This is a genomic window from Sphingopyxis sp. OPL5 (assembly GCF_003797775.2).
In the GTDB taxonomy this organism is placed as follows: Bacteria; Pseudomonadota; Alphaproteobacteria; order Sphingomonadales; family Sphingomonadaceae; genus Sphingopyxis.
Map to the genome: position 1 here is coordinate 982410 of NZ_CP060725.1, position 15855 is coordinate 998264.

Consider the following 15855-nt stretch of genomic DNA (forward strand, 5'->3'; position numbering starts at 1 on the left):
TCCATAGCGACCTTGTCATTATGTCAATGTTGCTTGACAAAGACGACTCATGGTGTCAATGTTCCTTGACTGAATAACAAGGGAGCTTGACCAATGCCGCAAATGCTTCGTGCCCTGCCCTGGGCCATCGCCATCTTGCTGATCGCGCTCGCCGGGGCGGCGGGGATCGTTCCGGCGGCGACGGCCAATATGCTCGTCACCGTGCTGCCGCTGGTGATGGTCGCGACCCTTGCGGGATCGCGCCACCGCTGCGCCCGGGCGGCCTGAGCCATGGCAATGAATCCCGCGCAGCGCCGCTATATCGGCCGGATGATCCCCGTCTCGATCGCCTATGTCGCCGCGATCTTCGCCGCGAGCGCGATCATCCCCAAGGGCGCGACGGCAACGCCGCTGACCGTCGGCATCGCGCTGGTCCCCGGCCTCGCGATCCTCGGCTTCATCTGGGCGATCGGCCGCTATTTCACCGAGCTGAAGGACGAATATGTCCGGATGCTCGAGGTGCGCAAGGCGCTGGTCGCGACCGGGCTGACGCTCGCGCTGACCGCGACCTGGGGCATATTGGAACTCTATACCGACGTGCCGCGCATCCCGCTGTTCTGGGTCTTTCCCGTCTGGTGCCTCGGCCTCGGTGTCGGCGCGCTGTTCAACCGGCTGACGCTGGGCGACAGCGGGGCCTGTCCGTGAAGAACCGCCTGAAGGTCCTGCGCGCCGAGCGCGACTGGAGCCAGCAGGACCTCGCCGAGCGTCTGGAGGTGTCGCGCCAGTCGGTCAACGCGATCGAGACCGGCAAATACGACCCCTCGCTCCCCCTCGCCTTTCGCATCGCCGACCTGTTCGAGATGCGCATCGAAGAGATTTTCCAGAGAGATTGAAGCCATGAAACATCGCTTTTCCGTCGCCGCCCCGTTCATCCTGGGGATCGCGTTGCTCATCGGCGCGCGCGCCGAGGCCGCCGAGGCATGTCCCGCGGGCCTCAATGACGGCAAACGCATCACCGTGCTGGTCGAGGGCGAAGGTCCGGATGTCGTGCTAATCCCCGGCCTGTCGAGCCCGCGCGCCGTATGGAACGCGACCGCCGCGCGGCTGAAAGGAAAATACCGCCTGCACCTTGTCCAGATTCGTGGTTTCGGTGACGACGCCGGCGTCAATGCCGAAGGCCCGGTGCTGGACGGCGTGGTGACCGAAGTCGCCGACTATATCGACGATTGCATCACCGATGCCGGGCGCCCGGCACCGGCGGTGATCGGCCATTCGATGGGCGGCCTGACCGGGTTGATGGTCGCGGCGCGCGCACCGCAGGAGGTCGGCAGGCTGATGATCGTCGACGCGGTGCCGTTCATCGGGCTGCTCTTCAATCCCGCTGCGACGATCGACAGCGTGACGCCGCAGGCCGACCAGATGGCGGCGATGATGCGCGCGCAATATGGCCAGCCCGCACCGACCGGGCCGGTCGTCGACCCCGGACCGGCGAGCATGGCGGGCGGTATGTCGAACACGGCGGCCGGACGCACCGCGATCGCCGGCTGGATGCGCGAGGCCGACGCGCGGGTTACGGCACAAGTCTTCCGCGACGTGATGACCACCGACATGCGCGGCGAACTGGCGGCGGTGAGCGCGCCGGTGACCCTGCTCTATGCGCAGGACGAAAGCCTGATGCCCGCCGGGCAGGCGAAGGCGGCGTTCGAGCCGCAATATGCGGGGCTGGCGCACTTCAAGGCGCAGATGGTGACGGGGAGCCGCCACTTCATCATGCTCGACCAGCCCGAGGCTTTTGCGAAGGCGGTGGAAGGGTTTCTGGGGGAGTAGCCGAGCTCGTCATTGCGAGCGTAACGGAGCAATCCAGAGCGGTGTACGCCTGCTCTGGATTGCCGCGTCGCCTTCGGCTCCTCGCAATGACGAGGCTTTTGGTTGCCCCCTTCGCGCGCCCCCGCTAGGGCGACGGGCACGGAAAAGGAGCCTCCCCCATGTTCAAGCGCCTGTTCGTCGACCATCCCAAGAGCGTCAATGAAAATTACATCGAGCATTTCGGGGTCGCGTCGAAATTCGGCGTGACGATGATCTGGGGCGGGATGTGCGCGCTGGTCCATGCGGTGGTCCCCGGCTGGTGCATCACCACCGGCAGCGACACGATTTCGCGGCTCAACAAGATCATGGTCGAACAGCGCCGCGCCAAGGGGCAGGCCGTGATGCAGATGAGCACCATCGACTGGGTGATCTGACCGGCGTGACCGGCGCCATCGACTATCTCGACCGCGCGGCACGACCGCGGCTGGCGTACCGCCATGTCGCGGGTGCGGGCCCGACGATCGTCTTCCTGCCCGGTTACATGTCCGACATGGCGGGCGGCAAGGCGACCGCGCTGTTCGACCGGGCGGCCGCCGAAGGGCGCGCGTGCCTGCTCCTCGACTATGCCGGATGCGGATTGTCGGACGGGTTGTTCGCCGAACAGACATTGCTCGACTGGCGCGGCGACGTGCTCGACCTGATCGACGCGAAGGTCGTGGGGCCGGTGATCATCGTCGGATCGTCGATGGGCGGCTGGCTGATGCTGCTCGCCGCGCTGGCGCTGACCGCGCGCGACGGACCGGGGCGCGTCGCGGGACTCGTCGGCATAGCGGCGGCGCCCGACTTCACCGACTGGGGTTTCACCGCCGAAGAGAAAGCGATCATCCTCGCCGAAGGGCAGCTTCGCGAAGACACATCGTACAGCGACCAGCCCTATGTCACGACGCGCGGCTTCTGGCAGTCGGGCGAGGTGAACCGCCTGCTCGATGCCCCCATCGCCCTCGCCTGCCCGGTCCGCCTGCTCCACGGGCAGGAGGACGGCGATGTGCCGCCCGAGATCAGCCTGCGCCTCGCCGCGGCGCTGACCAGCGACGATGTCCAGGTGACGCTCGTCAAGGGCGGCGACCACCGGTTGTCGCGCGACACCGATATCGCGCTGCTGGTCGACGCCGTCGCGCGGCTCACCCGCTAACCCGAAGGATCATCATGGCTCGCAGCGATTTCAAGTTCAGCGTCAAGAAGCGCGTCCGCTATGCCGAAATCGATGCGCAGGCGGTGGTGTTCAACAGTCGCTACCTCGAATATTTCGACATCGGCATCACCGAATATTGGCGCGCAGCCGGGGTCTATGACCGCTGGCCCGCCAATGACAGCCCCGAATTCCACGTCGCGCGCGCCGAGGTCGACTACAAGGTGCCGATCCTGCTCGACGAGGAGATCGACATTTGCGTGCGCTGTTCGCGCGTCGGGCGCAGTTCGATGACCTTCCTGTTCGAACTGCACGGCGCGGGCCGGGACGATTTGCGCGCGACGGGGGTCGAGGTCAGCGTCCATGTCGAGGAAGCGCGCGGCGCGACCGCACCGGTGCCCGATGCATTCGTATCCCTGTTCGAGGCATTTGAACAAACGTCGCTGCGCGCCTAAGTTCGCGCGATGACCAAATATCTCCACACCATGATCCGCGTCACCGACCCGGATGCGACCGTCGCCTTCTTCAACCTGATCGGGCTGGAGGAGGTGCGCCGCTTCGACAGCGAGGCCGGGCGCTTCACGCTGATCTTCCTCGCTCCGCCGGGACAGGCGGGGGTGGCCGAGGTCGAGCTGACCTATAACTGGCCGCCCGCCGACGGCAGCGCCGCCGAAAGCTATGGCGGCGGACGCAATTTCGGGCATCTGGCGTACCGAGTCGACGATATCTACGCCACCTGCCAGCGGCTGATGGACGCCGGGGTGACGATCAACCGCCCGCCGCGCGACGGCCATATGGCGTTCGTGCGCTCGCCCGACGGGATTTCGGTCGAGCTGCTGCAGGACGGGCACCTGCCGCCGCAGGACCCCTGGGCCTCGATGCCCAACACGGGCGAGTGGTAAGCTGAACCATGCCGGGCCTGTTGATCAATATCGACGTGCCCGACCTTGCCGCCGGCGAAACCTTCTACACCGCCGCGCTCGGGCTGACCGTCGGGCGGCGGTTCGATGACGATATCGTCGAACTGCTTGGCAGCGACGCGCCGATCTATCTGATCGTCAAGCCTGCGGGCTCGGCGATCGGTCCGGTCGGCGGCGCCGCGCGCGATTATGCGCGGCACTGGACCCCGGTGCATCCCGATTTTACCGTCGCCAATCTCGATACCGCGGTCGCGAAGGCATTGGCGGCGGGTGCGGTGCAGGAGGGCGAGACGCTGGCCCTGCCCTATGGCCGGCAGGCGATGTTCGCCGACCCGTTCGGCCATGGATTCTGCCTGATCGAATTCAACGACGCGGGCTATGACGCGCTGGCGACGGACTGAACCGCGTCAGGCGGCCGCAGCGCCGATGACGGGCCTATCGGGCTGTTGCCAGCGGTCGGTGACCATGCAGTCGCGCCCGCTATGCTTGGCGGCGTAGAGCAACCGGTCCGCCTCGGCGAACAGGCGGTCGAAATCGAGTGCGGCGCCGTCGGTCGAGGACTCGAAGATCAGGAGTCCACCGCTCGCGCTGACCGGATCGGGGATTTGCGGCACGTCGGCGGCGACGCGGCGCGCCAGCGCCTGGCGGCAGCGTTCGGCGGTGCCCGCCGCGTCGGGGCGGTCGATCAGCAGGAAGAACTCTTCGCCGCCGATCCGCGCGACGACCCCGCCATGGCCTTCGCGCAGACCCGCGGCGGCGGCGCACAGCACCGCGTCGCCGGCCTGATGGCCGTGGAGGTCGTTGACCGACTTGAAATGATCGATGTCGATCAGCGCCGCGGCGGTGAAGCGGCGTCCGCCGCCGGCGAGCAGGTTTTCGAGCCCGCGCCGGTTGCTGAGTCCGGTCAGCGGATCGGTCTGCGCCGCATCCTCCATCGCGCCGGCGCGCGCCTGCGCCCAGTCGCGCTCGCGGCGCATGATCATGAACCGGTCAGCAACGCCGAGCGCGGTGATCACCAGTTCGAGCGCGATCGCAAGATAGAGCAATTGGTCGAGCCACATCGGCCCGACATAAAGGCCAAGCCCGCGCGCCACGCGTTCGAAGCCGCAGGCGATGATCGGCATCCACGCGATCGTCTGAAACCGCGCTGCGCGGCTGCCGCGCCGCCAGGCACGGGTGAGCACGACGACATAGGTGAGGAGGACCGGGAGGTAACCGGCGAAATAGAGCTTGCTGCCCCATGGCCGCACCCATTCGACCGGCGCCATCGAGACGGCCGCGAACAGCGGCAGCCAGAAGGCGCAGGCGAGCAACGCGCGCCGATCGCCGCGCGTCGTCTTTTCGGGTTCGAGGAAGTTGAGGCAGAACATCGTCGCCGCGAGGATGCCGACGCTGAAACTGATCTGCGACAGATAGCCATAAGCCAGCGCGCTGATCCCCGGCACGACGGCAAAGGCAAGCCCCGACGACAGGCTGGTGTGCAGGATGATGCACACCGCGAGTGTCATGTGCCAGAGCAGGAAACGTTCGCGCAGGACGCGGAAAAAGGCGATATTGAAGACGATCGGCGCGAGCGCGAGGCCGGTGAACAGCGCGATCAGCAGCATCGTCTGGGTCGACCAACCGCCGGTTCCCGCCGGGGCGGGGCGCGCGGTTTTCAGCGTGGTCGGGAAACCGAGGCGGTCGAATGCGACGGCGACCTCGACAGGCGGCGCCGCGCGCTGCGGCAGCGTCAGGTAGAAATCGGGACCCGCGGCGCGATAGGGCATCGCCTGGCTCCCCCGTCGCACGACCGATGCCGTTGCCCCGTCGGCGTAGCGGACATGGAGCGCGATGCGATCGAAGCGGCTCGTCCGCGCGTTGAATTCCAGCGGCCCCCGCCCGGCGGCCGCGATCGCGCGGGCATCGAAGAACAGCCAGCTGCGCTGTCCGGCGAGCGACCAGCGATCGGGGCCGCAATCGCGGCGGACGCCCGGCGCCGATACTGTCCCATAATCGTCCCAAAGGGTCGATTGCAGCGTGCAAGGCGCCGGACCCGACGCGGCGCGCGCCGGGGCCAAGCCCGCCGCCAGCATGACCGCAAAAACCAGAAACGCCAGACGCAGCAAAGACATGACCCCCAATGTCGTTGGCGCAAGGCTATACCCAAGGGCTTGCAACATGGTTAACTTGGCGGTCGACGGCGAGCCGCGTGTCGATTATCCTCGCCCCATGCTCGAAATCGTCCGCATCCCCGTCCTCAGCGACAATTATGTCTGGCTGGTCCACGAACCCCAAAGCAAGGCGACGATGGTCGTCGACCCCGCGGTCGCCGACCCGGTGCTGGCGGCGGCGGCGGCGCGCGGCTGGACGATCACCGACATCTGGAACACCCATTGGCATCCGGATCACACCGGCGGCAACGCCGCGATCAAGGACGCGACCGGTTGCACGATCACCGGCCCGGCCGCCGAGTTCGCGCGCATTCCCACGCTCGATGTGCAAGTGACGGGCGGCGATACCGTCAGGCTGGGCGATGCGGTCGCCGACGTCTGGGACGTGCCGGCGCACACTGCGGGTCATATCGCCTATCATTTCGCCGACGACGCCGCGATCTTCGTCGGGGACACGATGTTCGCGATGGGTTGCGGCCGCCTGTTCGAGGGCACCGCCGAGCAGATGTTCGCCAATATGCAGCGACTTGCGACGCTCGACGACGCGACGCGCGTCTATTGCGCGCACGAATATACGCTGTCGAACGCGCGGTTCGCGGTCACGGTCGAACCCGAAAACGATGCGCTGGCGGCGCGGCTGGCGGCGGTGGAGTCCGCGCGTGCGGCGGGCGAAGCGACGGTGCCGACGACGATCGGCGCCGAGCGCGCGACCAACCCCTTCCTGCGCGCCCCGACCGCCGCCGAACTCGGACGGATTCGCGCGTTGAAGGACGCCGCCTGACCGCTTCAGCAACCATTCATCGCCTCGTCCGTAAAGTGTCATAGTCGCAGGAGTGCCGTGATGGCGAAGTTCAACCCGATCCGTGCCGCGGTGCTCTGCGCCGCAATGGCGCCGCTGCTCGCAAGCTGCGCTTCCTCGGACATGGGGGCGCCGCGCACCGAGGCGCTGACCCCGAAACAGGCCAAGACACTCGAAAAGCAGCTCGCGGGGAAAATCCCCGGCGAACCCGTCCGGTGCCTGTCGAGCAGCGGAACCTATGACACGATCCGCGTGTCCGACGACATTCTGATTTATCGCCAGTCGGGCCGGCTGGTGTACCGCAACGACCTGAAGAGCAGTTGTCCGGGGCTCGGCCGCGACAGCGACATCATGGTCATCCGCCAGTTCGGCAGCTCGACCTGCAGCGGCGATTTCTTTCATCTGGTCGACCGGGCGAGCGGCATTCGCGGTCCGACCTGCGTGCTTGGCGATTTTGTCCCCTATCGCAAACCGGCGGGGGACAAAGGCTGAACCATCGAGGTTCAGCGACGGGCGGGGTTCCGGTTTGCGCCGAGCTCTTCGGGTCGCACCCCCGCCTGTCACTCAATAATCGGCCGCCAGCCCATGGCCGCGCGCCGACCATTGGCGCGCCCAGCGCGCCGCGGAGGCGATGACATGAGCGGTCAGTGCAGGACTGTCCGCGATATCCGCTTCATCGTCGAAGCTTCGCGCATTCAGCACATGTTCTACGTTCCGTTCCCGCGCATAGCGGCTGGCGCAGTCCCATAATTGCGACCCGTAATTCTCGAGCTGAGCGGGAAAATGATTGAGCCAGGCACGGTTCAGCAGGTCCGGACCGATCGCTTCCTCGCAGTCTTTCAGAAACTCTGCACGAAAGGTCCAGCGCTCCCAGATCGGGTTGAGTGGCCAATTGGTGTAGACCGGAAAGCCGTCATCCTCGGGCAGCAGCGCCAGAACTTGGTAGCCGCGTAGATTTTCGACCCATTCGTCCAGCGTGGGCGGGCGCTGCTCGGCCTCGGCATATCTTTCCGCCGCCCATCGATCGGCTTCGGGATGCGTCCCAACCTGCGGCGCGTTCAGCGTTTCATAGGGCGATATCTGGCTGGCGTGAAAAGCGTCCTCGCTCACGGCGCGTTCGAATACCCCCTTTCCGAACTTCAGATCATTGGGCCGCAGCCAGCTGTCGGGATCGCTCTTCTGGCCGATATAGCGATAATAGACATCCTCACCGCCCGGCCGCGGCTTCCCGAGCGGATTCCAGTCGAGACCCATAGGAAATAGCCTTTCCTACCCCTTGTACATCGCCGCGATCCGGTCGGCGTAGACTTCGCGCAGTACATGGCGGCGGATCTTCATCGACGGGGTCATCTGTTCATTCTCGATCGTGAACGCCTCGTCGGCGAGGTCGAATTTGCGGACCTTTTCGATTACCGACAGCTGGCCGTTGACCCGGTCGACCGCGGCGCGAAGCGCGGCGCGGAATTTTTCATGTTCGCGGAGCAGCGCCATTTCCCTGGGCAGCCCCTCGGCCTCCGCCCATTCGGCGGCCCATTCGGGATCGGGGACGAGTAGCCCGACGAGATGCGGGCGCTTGTCGCCATAGACCATCGCCTGCAGGATTTCGGGCTGGAGCGTCAGCATGCCTTCGACCCGCTGCGGCGCGACATTGTCGCCCTTGTCGTTGACGATCAGGTCCTTCTTGCGGTCGGTGATGACGATGCGGCCCTGGGGGTCGATATGGCCGATGTCGCCGGTGTGCAGCCAGGGTCCCTTGTCGGGTTCGGCGGGATCGACGACCAGCACGCGCGCGGTCTCGGGCTTGTTGCGCCAATAGCCTTTCATGACCAGTTCGCCGCGCACCAGGATTTCGCCATCGTCGGCGATCCGGACCTCGGTGTTCATCAGCGGCGGGCCGACGGTGTCCATCTTCAGCCCGACCGACGGGCGGTTGCAGCTGATCACCGGCCCCGCCTCGGTCTGGCCATAGCCCTGGAGCAATGTGAGTCCGATCGAGTGGAAAAACACCCCGATCTCGGGGTTGAGCGGCGCGCCGCCCGACACGAGCGCCTTCATCCGGCCGCCGAAGCGCTGCTGGATCTTGGGACGGAACAATTTGTCGAGGATCAGGTCGACCGGGCGGTCGAGCACGCCCATGCGGCGCTCATAATCCTTTTCGCCGACGCGGATCGCCTGGTTGAGCATCCAGTTGGCGAGCTTGCCCTGTTTTTCGACCGACTTGATCATCCGGGCGCGGATCACCTCGAACAGCCGCGGCACGACGACCATGATCGTCGGGCGCGACTCCTCGATGTTCGAGAGCAGTTTTTCGAGGCCCTCGCTGTAATAGATTTGCGCGCCGACCATGATCGGCAGAAACTGCCCGCCCGAATGTTCATAGGCGTGACTGAGCGGCAGGAACGAGAGAAACACCTCCTCGTCGCCAATGCCGAAGTCGTTGACGAGCACCTCGGCGGCGCCGGCGGCATTGTGCAGGATCGCACCATGATGCTGCATCACCCCGCGCGGCGCCCCGCCGGTGCCGCTGGTGTAGATGAGGCAGGCGACATCGTCGCGGGTGACGCCCAGCCCGCGCGCCTTGGTCTCCTCGACATAGGCGGCGCCATTTTCGACCAGCGGCGCCCAGTCATGGACGCGCACATCGCCCTGCTGGCCAACGCGCAGGCTTTCCATGCTGATGACGAGGCTCGCGTCCGAACGCATCACCGCCGGCATCAGCACGCGGGCCAGCTTGGCGGTCGAGACGATCACCGCCTTCGCCCCGCTGTTGTCGAGAATGTGCTGGTGGTCGCGTTCGGTGTTGGTGGTGTAGGTCGGCACGGTGATGCAGCCCGCCGCCATGATGCCAAGGTCGGCGATGCAGAATTCGGGGCGGTTCTCGCTGATCAGCACGACACGGTCGCCGTCCTTGAGGCCGAGTTCGCGCAGATTATGCGCGAGCGCCGACACCTGGTTCGCGACCTGGCGCCAGCTCATCGGCTGCCAGGCGCGGTCGGCCTTGCGCCACAGAAACGGGTCCTCGCCGCCGCGTTCTGCGCGGTCGAAGAACATCGCGACCAGGCTCGGGAAATGGTCGAGATGGGGGTTGTCCAGCTTCATGCCTCTTGCTCTCCCGGGGAGGTATTCAATAAATAGGGACAGTCCCTATTTAATTTCTTCTGCTTCTTGGCCGTTCTCGGTTGGCCCGAATTAAATAGGGACTGTCCCTATTTGTTGGCGCGCCGCGGCTTCTATCATTCCTAGCTCTGCGGCGGAGCGCCGTCGACCGACGACGTGCCGGGGCCGCGGGGATCGGCGGCGCCATGCCATATTTCGCCAACGCGCTGCGCGGCGTTGAGTTTCGATCCGAGGTCGGTGGGGGTGATGGGATAGCCGAAGGGCGCCATCTTGCCGGCGATCGCCTTGCCCGCCGCGTCATTTTCGATCAGCACGCCCTGCTGCCCGAAGAACAGGTTGGGCAGCGCGATCGCATCCTCGGCGCTCAGCCCCCAGTCGAGCACGCCGACCAAAGTCTTGGCGACGTGCATGATGATCCGCTTGCCGCCCGCCGAGCCGACCGCGAGCACGACCTTGCCGTCGGGGCCATAGACGATCGTCGGCGACATCGACGACAACGGCCGCTTGCCCGCCTGCACGCGGTTCGCGGCGGGCGCGTCGCCGCGTACCGGGTTGAGGTCGAAATCGGTGAGCTCGTTGTTGAGGAAAAAGCCGTTGGCGTTGAGGTTGCTGCCGAAGATGCTCTCGATCGTCGAGGTCATCGATGCGACATTGCCGTCCTTGTCGACCGCGACGAAATGCGTCGTGCCCTGTTCGGGAACCGGGCCCGACGGGGTACGCGGCTGCGCGCCCGGCGGGTTGCCGGCAGGATAGGAAGCGGCACGGCCATAGGGTGAGATCAACTGACGGCGCTGCGACAGATAGACCTTGTCGAGCAGGCCGGCGACGGGGACATCGACGAAATCGCTGTCGCCGAGATATTTCTCGCGATCGGCATAAGCGAGCTGCATCGCTTCCGACAGCAGGTGCCAGCTCATCGGATTGTCCTTGCCCATCGCCTTCATGTCCCAGCCCTCGATCATGCCGAGGATGCCGAAGACGGTGGTCGCACCCGACGAGGGCGGCCCCATGCCGCACACCTTGTAGACGCGGTAGGTGGTGCAGACCGCGGGCTTGTCCTGCGCCTTGTAGGCCGCGAGGTCCTTGGCGGTGAGCAACGCGGGGTTGCGCGTCGATTTTGCCACCGCGTCGCTGATCGCCTTGGCATTGGCACCGGTGTAGAAAACGTCGGGGCCCTTCGCCGCCATGTCGCGCAGCAGCTTGGCATAAGCGGGATTCTTGATCACCGTGCCGACCGGCGCGGGCTTGCCGTCGACATAATAGAGCGCGCGCGCGGCGGGGAAGTCCTTCCAGGTATCCTGGAAGCGGTCGAGCCAGCCATAGAGCGCGGGGGTGACCTGGAAGCCTTCGTCGGCGAGCTTGATCGCCGGCTGGAACAGCGCCTTCCATTCGAGCTTGCCCCATTTCTTGTGGGTCAGCTCCATCAGGCGAACATTGCCCGGGACGCCGACCGAAAGCCCGCCGGGGATGACGTCGCCATAACCGCGCGACTTGCCGTCTGGACCCATGAAGCGGTCGGGCTTGGCCGAGGCGGGCGCCATTTCGCGGCCGTTGATCGTACCGATCTGGTCGCTCTTCGCGTCATGATAGACGAGGAAGCCGCCGCCGCCGACACCGCTCGACTGCGGTTCGACGAGGGTGAGTACCAGCATCATCGCCATCGCCGCATCGGCGGCCGAGCCGCCGTCGTGCAATATCTGGCGTCCGGCCTCGGTCGCGCGCGCATCGGCGGACGAGGTCACGCCCTGTGCGGCGGCGAGCGACGGGAGGGTGGCGAGGAAAAGGGCGAAGGCGGCGAAGAGTCTCTTGTTCATGCGCGGGACATTGGCGCGGGGGGAAGGATGGCGCAACCCCATCCCTATTCCTCCTCGTCGCGAAGCAATGCCGAGGGGTTATGACGCCGGCGTTGCCGGCCCCTTCCCCATCCACTTGCTCAGTCGCCCACCCCGACCGCGTCGGCGACGCGGGTGAAGCCGTCGCGCACCGCCAGATCCTCGAGTCCGCGCGCGATGCGGGCGGCGAGGCCCGGGCCGGCGAAGACCATCGCCGAATAGATTTGCACGAGGCTGGCCCCGGCGCGGATGCGCGCCCAGGCCGTTTCGGCCGTGGCGATGCCGCCAACGCCGATCAGCGGGATCGCGCCGCCGCTCGCGGTGCGAAAATCCTTGAGCCGCTGGAGCGCGAGGTCGTGGAGCGGGGCGCCCGACAGTCCGCCTGCCTCGGTCGCATACCGCGACCGCAGCGCAGGCCGCGCGATGGTGGTGTTCGACACGATCAGCGCCGCCAGCCCCTTGTCGAGCGCGACGGTTACCAGATCGTCGATGTCGGCGGGTTCGAGGTCGGGCGCGACCTTGAGGAAAACGGGTTTCGCAGCGCCTGTGGGCTGCGCGGCATTGACCGCGTCGAGCAGCGCTTCGAGCGCGCCCTTATCCTGCAGCGCGCGGAGGCCCGGGGTGTTGGGCGAACTGATATTGACGGTCAGATAATCGGCGAGCGGCGCCATCGCGGCGGTGCCCTTGGCATAGTCGGCGATGCGATCGGCGCTGTCCTTGTTGGCGCCGATGTTGATGCCAAGCGGCACAGCGATACCGCAGGCGCGCAGCTTTTCGATGCGCGTCGCCGCCGCGGCCTGCCCGCCGTTGTTGAACCCCATGCGGTTGATCACGGCGCCGTCCTCGACCAGCCGGAACAGGCGCGGACGCGGATTACCCTCCTGCGGCAGCGGGGTCAGCGTGCCGACCTCGACGAAGCCGAAGCCGAAGCGCGGCATCACCGCGGCGGCGCGGGCATCTTTGTCGAAGCCGGGGGCGAGACCGACCGGGTTCGGGAATGTCAGCCCTGCGACCTCGACCCGCAGGATCGGGCTGGTCAGCGCGCTGCGCGCGCGTGGCAGCGGTTCGAGCGCGGCGAGGGTCAGGTTGTGCGCGGCCTCGCCGTCGGTCGCATGGACGATCGGGCGGACGAGCGCATAGGCGGCATCGGTGAGCGAGGCGAAGAGCGACATGACCCGCCATTGCGCCGCACCGGCCCCTATGGCAAGCCCCTGTCCGACCAGCAAAGTCCAACGAAAAGCCGGAGAAAATCGTGTCGCATCCCCGTATTCTTGCCTGCCTGTCCACCTCGCTGTTCGCGATCGCTCTCGTGGGCTGCGCGCCGACGGTTGCCGAGCAAGCGCCCGCGACGGTGGCCGCGCCCGCCGATATCGCGCCGGCGGGCGCCAACCTGGCCGAATTCTTCGACAAATATGACGCGGCGCAACTGTCGTTGTCGCCTGAGACCAAGGCGCGGCGCGGGGTGCGCGACGGCGATTATGGCGCATGGGACGATGTCAGCGACGAAGCCGCGGTCGCTCGCTTCAAGCTGCAGACCGCGACCGCCGAGGCGATGCGCGGCAGTTTCGATCCCAAGGCGCTGACCGCCGATGAGGCGCTGTCGTTCGAGCTGTTCAACGCGCAGGCGGCGCGCGCCGAACGCTTGTTCCCATTCCGCGACCATGGCTATATCTTCGACCAGATGAACGGCGCGCAGAGCCAGATGCCGGCGTTCCTGATCAACATCCACCGCGTCGCCAATGTCGCCGAGGCCGAGGCCTATATCAGCCGCATTCGCGGCATGGGTCCGATCCTCGACGCGCTGTCGGCGCAGTCGGCGGAGCGCGCCGCGAAAGGCTTTGCGCCACCGAAATGGGTCTATCCCTATGTCATTTCGGACATCGCCAACCTGACCAGGGCCGACAATGCGGTGATCGAGGACATCAGCGCGAAGGTGAACAAGCTGGACATCGATGCCGCCGAAAAGACGCGGCTGATTGGCGCCGCCAAGGCCGCCTGGGTGGAGAGTGCCGGCCCGGCCTATACGCGCCTCTCGGCCGAGATGGCGCGCCAGCAGGCGTCGGCGCCGACACAGGACGGCGTGTGGCGTATGCCCGGCGGCAAGGCCTATTATGAGGCGCTGCTCGCCAATTATACGACGACCGACATGACCGCGGCGCAGATCCACGACCTCGGCCTGTCCGAAGTTGCGCGCATCCATGGCGAGATGAAGAAGATCATGGTCCAGGTCGGGTTCAAGGGCACGCTGAACCAGTTTTTCGACCATTTGCGCACCAGCCCGCAATATTATCACACGACGCGCGAGGCCTATCTGGCCGATGTCGACGCGCATGTGAAGGCGATGGAGGCACGGTTGCCCGCCTTCTTCAACACGCTGCCCAAGTCGGCGCTGCAGGTGAAGGCGGTCGAGGCATTCCGCGAAAAGTCGGCGGGCAAGGCATTCTATTCCTCGCCCGCACCCGACGGGTCGCGGCCGGGCATCTATTATGTGAACCTCTACGACCTTCGCGACATGCCCAAGACCGAGCTCGAGGCGCTGGCCTATCATGAGGGCGTGCCGGGGCATCATCTGCAACGCGCGGTGCAGACCGAGCTCACCGGCCTGCCGCCCTTTCGCCGCTTCGGCGGTTTCACCGCTTATACCGAGGGCTGGGGCCTTTATTCGGAGGAACTGGCCAAGGACATGGGTTTCTATACCGATCCCTATGCCGATTTCGGGCGGCTGGGCATGGAGCTGTGGCGCGCGACACGGCTCGTCGTCGACACCGGCATCCACGACAAGCGCTGGAGCCGCGAACAGGCGATCCAGTATCTGAAGGACAATACCCCCAACCCGCAGGGCGATATCGAAAAGGCGATCGAGCGCTATGTCGTCTATCCCGGACAGGCGACCGCCTACCTCATTGGCAAGCTCAAGATCATGGAACTGCGCGGCCGCGCGCAGGCGGCGCTCGGCGACAAGTTCGATTTCCGCACCTTCCACGACGTCGTCCTCGAATCGGGTCCGGTGCCGCTCGATGTGCTCGAACGCCGCGTCGATGCGTGGATCGCGACCCAAAAGAGTTAATGCTGGCGATTTGCGGGCTTGACGCAGGGCGCCGAAAGGCAAATGACTTGACCTAGTTAAACAGGCGGCGATGCAGCCGCCGGGGGTCGGGTCTCGTCATGACGGAAGCTTCATCCACGCCCACAGGCGCGGACGGCGAAACGCCGTTCGAACTGCAATATTTCCCGCCCGATCCCGATCTGGCGGAAATGGTGTCGAGCTTTTATTTTGTCCGCGTCGATTTACCCTTGTTCGACGAAAGCGAGCGCGCCGACCGTCCGCAATTCCGCATCATGGACGTGCCCAAGGGCGAATATATCTTTCCCGACGGTTATCGCTTTCCGGCCGGGCGCGCGACGATCATCGGCCCAACAAGCGGCAGCGTGCAGGCGCTCGCCCCCGGACCGCTGCGCATGTACGGATTCGGACTGATGCCCGCCGGCTGGGCGACGCTGATGGGGGCGCACGCCGACAAGCTGACCGACCGCGCGATCGACGCCGCCGACCTGTTCGGCGACTGGATCGAGGAGGTGGTCGATGCGATCGGCAACGCCGCCGACACCGCCGAACGGCTGGTGATCGGCAATAATTTTGTCCGCGAAATCCTGAAGAAGAGCGAGGCGGCGCCGGTATGGTTCACGCGCACCGTCGACGAATGGCTGACCGCGTCGCCATCGCCGCAGGTGCCCGAACTGGTGGAAGCCACGGGCATGTCGATCCGCTCGGTCGAACGGATGACCAAGCATTATTACGGCCTGTCGCCGCGGATGCTGGCGCGCAAATATCGCGCGGTGCGTGCGGCATCGGCGTTGGCGCGCGGCGAAAAGCTCGACGATGCCGCGCTGGGTGACGCCTTTTACGATCAGTCGCACCTGATCCGCGAGATCAAGCGCTTCGCCGGCGCGACCCCCGGTCAGCTCTCCAAACCCTCGCCCTATACCGAGGCGACGGCGAAGGGCCGCAAGCAAATGGCGGGCAAGGTCAGCCCGATGGTTTCGGATACCTGACACTCAC

The 15855-nt window shown here is 66.0% G+C and carries 18 protein-coding genes; 13 read left to right on the forward strand and 5 right to left on the reverse strand.

Going from position 1 to position 15855, the window contains the following annotated elements; all coding sequences use genetic code 11:
- Positions 1–93: 93 nt before the first annotated feature.
- The 9 genes from EEB18_RS04800 (at position 94) to EEB18_RS04840 (ending at position 4295) form a co-directional block, all read left to right on the forward strand.
- Positions 94–267 (forward strand): hypothetical protein, encoded by a 174-nt coding sequence (locus EEB18_RS04800; RefSeq protein WP_187141668.1) that lies wholly within the window; start codon positions 94–96, stop codon positions 265–267.
- Between the two features lie 3 nt (positions 268–270).
- Entirely contained in the window at positions 271–684 is a 414-nt protein-coding gene (locus EEB18_RS04805) for a hypothetical protein (RefSeq protein ID WP_056348976.1), read from the forward strand.
- Positions 681–872 carry a helix-turn-helix transcriptional regulator gene (locus EEB18_RS04810; RefSeq protein ID WP_056348973.1) on the forward strand — a complete coding sequence of 64 codons (192 nt, stop codon included), beginning with the start codon at positions 681–683 and terminating at the stop codon, positions 870–872. The genes EEB18_RS04805 and EEB18_RS04810 overlap by 4 nt, the downstream gene beginning before the upstream one ends.
- A gap of 4 nt (positions 873–876) precedes the next feature.
- Positions 877–1806 (forward strand): alpha/beta fold hydrolase, encoded by a 930-nt coding sequence (locus EEB18_RS04815; protein ID WP_187141669.1) that lies wholly within the window; start codon positions 877–879, stop codon positions 1804–1806.
- Between the two features lie 158 nt (positions 1807–1964).
- Complete coding sequence (locus tag EEB18_RS04820) at positions 1965–2219, forward strand: DUF6356 family protein (protein ID WP_187141670.1); 255 nt, start codon at positions 1965–1967, stop codon at positions 2217–2219.
- Positions 2220–2224: 5 nt separating this feature from the next.
- On the forward strand, positions 2225–2977 hold the full coding sequence (locus tag EEB18_RS04825; RefSeq protein ID WP_187141671.1) for an alpha/beta fold hydrolase: 753 nt from the start codon (positions 2225–2227) through the stop codon (positions 2975–2977).
- 14 nt (positions 2978–2991) lie between these two features.
- A complete protein-coding gene (locus EEB18_RS04830) occupies positions 2992–3429 on the forward strand; it encodes an acyl-CoA thioesterase (RefSeq protein ID WP_187141672.1) in 438 nt (145 codons plus the stop codon).
- Positions 3430–3438: 9 nt separating this feature from the next.
- On the forward strand, positions 3439–3876 hold the full coding sequence (locus tag EEB18_RS04835) for a VOC family protein (protein ID WP_187141673.1): 438 nt from the start codon (positions 3439–3441) through the stop codon (positions 3874–3876).
- Between the two features lie 8 nt (positions 3877–3884).
- A complete protein-coding gene (locus EEB18_RS04840) occupies positions 3885–4295 on the forward strand; it encodes a VOC family protein (protein ID WP_187141674.1) in 411 nt (136 codons plus the stop codon).
- 6 nt (positions 4296–4301) lie between these two features.
- Here EEB18_RS04840 and EEB18_RS04845 read toward each other — a convergent pair whose 3' ends face one another.
- The gene (locus EEB18_RS04845) at positions 4302–6008 is read right to left on the reverse strand and encodes a diguanylate cyclase (RefSeq protein ID WP_187141675.1); all 1707 of its coding nucleotides are present in this window, start codon (positions 6006–6008) and stop codon (positions 4302–4304) included.
- 97 nt (positions 6009–6105) lie between these two features.
- Here EEB18_RS04845 and gloB point away from each other — a divergent pair, with 97 nt between their 5' ends.
- Positions 6106–6828 (forward strand): hydroxyacylglutathione hydrolase, encoded by a 723-nt coding sequence (gene gloB, locus EEB18_RS04850; RefSeq protein ID WP_187141714.1) that lies wholly within the window; start codon positions 6106–6108, stop codon positions 6826–6828.
- A 60-nt stretch (positions 6829–6888) separates the two neighbouring features.
- Entirely contained in the window at positions 6889–7338 is a 450-nt protein-coding gene (locus EEB18_RS04855) for a hypothetical protein (protein ID WP_187141676.1), read from the forward strand.
- Between the two features lie 72 nt (positions 7339–7410).
- Here the strand turns inward: EEB18_RS04855 and EEB18_RS04860 are convergent, their stop codons facing one another.
- From EEB18_RS04860 to EEB18_RS04875, 4 genes are all read right to left on the reverse strand, one after another.
- The gene (locus EEB18_RS04860; protein ID WP_187141677.1) at positions 7411–8100 is read right to left on the reverse strand and encodes a hypothetical protein; all 690 of its coding nucleotides are present in this window, start codon (positions 8098–8100) and stop codon (positions 7411–7413) included.
- A 15-nt stretch (positions 8101–8115) separates the two neighbouring features.
- Entirely contained in the window at positions 8116–9945 is a 1830-nt protein-coding gene (locus tag EEB18_RS04865) for an AMP-dependent synthetase/ligase (protein WP_187141678.1), read from the reverse strand.
- A gap of 140 nt (positions 9946–10085) precedes the next feature.
- Positions 10086–11777: a gamma-glutamyltransferase gene (gene ggt, locus EEB18_RS04870; RefSeq protein WP_187141679.1), complete on the reverse strand. Its 1692-nt coding sequence runs from the start codon at positions 11775–11777 to the stop codon at positions 10086–10088.
- Positions 11778–11896: 119 nt separating this feature from the next.
- A complete protein-coding gene (locus EEB18_RS04875) occupies positions 11897–12967 on the reverse strand; it encodes a quinone-dependent dihydroorotate dehydrogenase (protein WP_187141680.1) in 1071 nt (356 codons plus the stop codon).
- A gap of 80 nt (positions 12968–13047) precedes the next feature.
- Here EEB18_RS04875 and EEB18_RS04880 point away from each other — a divergent pair, with 80 nt between their 5' ends.
- Complete coding sequence (locus tag EEB18_RS04880) at positions 13048–14862, forward strand: DUF885 domain-containing protein (RefSeq protein ID WP_187141681.1); 1815 nt, start codon at positions 13048–13050, stop codon at positions 14860–14862.
- Between the two features lie 98 nt (positions 14863–14960).
- On the forward strand, positions 14961–15848 hold the full coding sequence (locus EEB18_RS04885; protein WP_056348935.1) for an AraC family transcriptional regulator: 888 nt from the start codon (positions 14961–14963) through the stop codon (positions 15846–15848).
- The last annotated feature ends 7 nt before the right edge of the window (positions 15849–15855 follow it).

Bases quoted from the DNA above. Each gene is read 5' to 3' on its own strand.
- EEB18_RS04820 (WP_187141670.1), top strand. From the start codon at position 1,965: ATGTTCAAGCGCCTGTTCGTCGACCATCCCAAGAGCGTCAATGAAAAT.
- EEB18_RS04865 (WP_187141678.1), bottom strand. From the start codon at position 9,945: ATGAAGCTGGACAACCCCCATCTCGACCATTTCCCGAGCCTGGTCGCG.
- EEB18_RS04875 (WP_187141680.1), bottom strand. From the start codon at position 12,967: ATGTCGCTCTTCGCCTCGCTCACCGATGCCGCCTATGCGCTCGTCCGC.
- EEB18_RS04805 (WP_056348976.1), top strand. From the start codon at position 271: ATGGCAATGAATCCCGCGCAGCGCCGCTATATCGGCCGGATGATCCCC.
- EEB18_RS04840 (WP_187141674.1), top strand. From the start codon at position 3,885: ATGCCGGGCCTGTTGATCAATATCGACGTGCCCGACCTTGCCGCCGGC.
- EEB18_RS04845 (WP_187141675.1), bottom strand. From the start codon at position 6,008: ATGTCTTTGCTGCGTCTGGCGTTTCTGGTTTTTGCGGTCATGCTGGCG.
- EEB18_RS04860 (WP_187141677.1), bottom strand. From the start codon at position 8,100: ATGGGTCTCGACTGGAATCCGCTCGGGAAGCCGCGGCCGGGCGGTGAG.
- EEB18_RS04835 (WP_187141673.1), top strand. From the start codon at position 3,439: ATGACCAAATATCTCCACACCATGATCCGCGTCACCGACCCGGATGCG.
- EEB18_RS04815 (WP_187141669.1), top strand. From the start codon at position 877: ATGAAACATCGCTTTTCCGTCGCCGCCCCGTTCATCCTGGGGATCGCG.
- EEB18_RS04855 (WP_187141676.1), top strand. From the start codon at position 6,889: ATGGCGAAGTTCAACCCGATCCGTGCCGCGGTGCTCTGCGCCGCAATG.
- EEB18_RS04885 (WP_056348935.1), top strand. From the start codon at position 14,961: ATGACGGAAGCTTCATCCACGCCCACAGGCGCGGACGGCGAAACGCCG.
- EEB18_RS04800 (WP_187141668.1), top strand. From the start codon at position 94: ATGCCGCAAATGCTTCGTGCCCTGCCCTGGGCCATCGCCATCTTGCTG.
- ggt (WP_187141679.1), bottom strand. From the start codon at position 11,777: ATGAACAAGAGACTCTTCGCCGCCTTCGCCCTTTTCCTCGCCACCCTC.
- EEB18_RS04830 (WP_187141672.1), top strand. From the start codon at position 2,992: ATGGCTCGCAGCGATTTCAAGTTCAGCGTCAAGAAGCGCGTCCGCTAT.
- gloB (WP_187141714.1), top strand. From the start codon at position 6,106: ATGCTCGAAATCGTCCGCATCCCCGTCCTCAGCGACAATTATGTCTGG.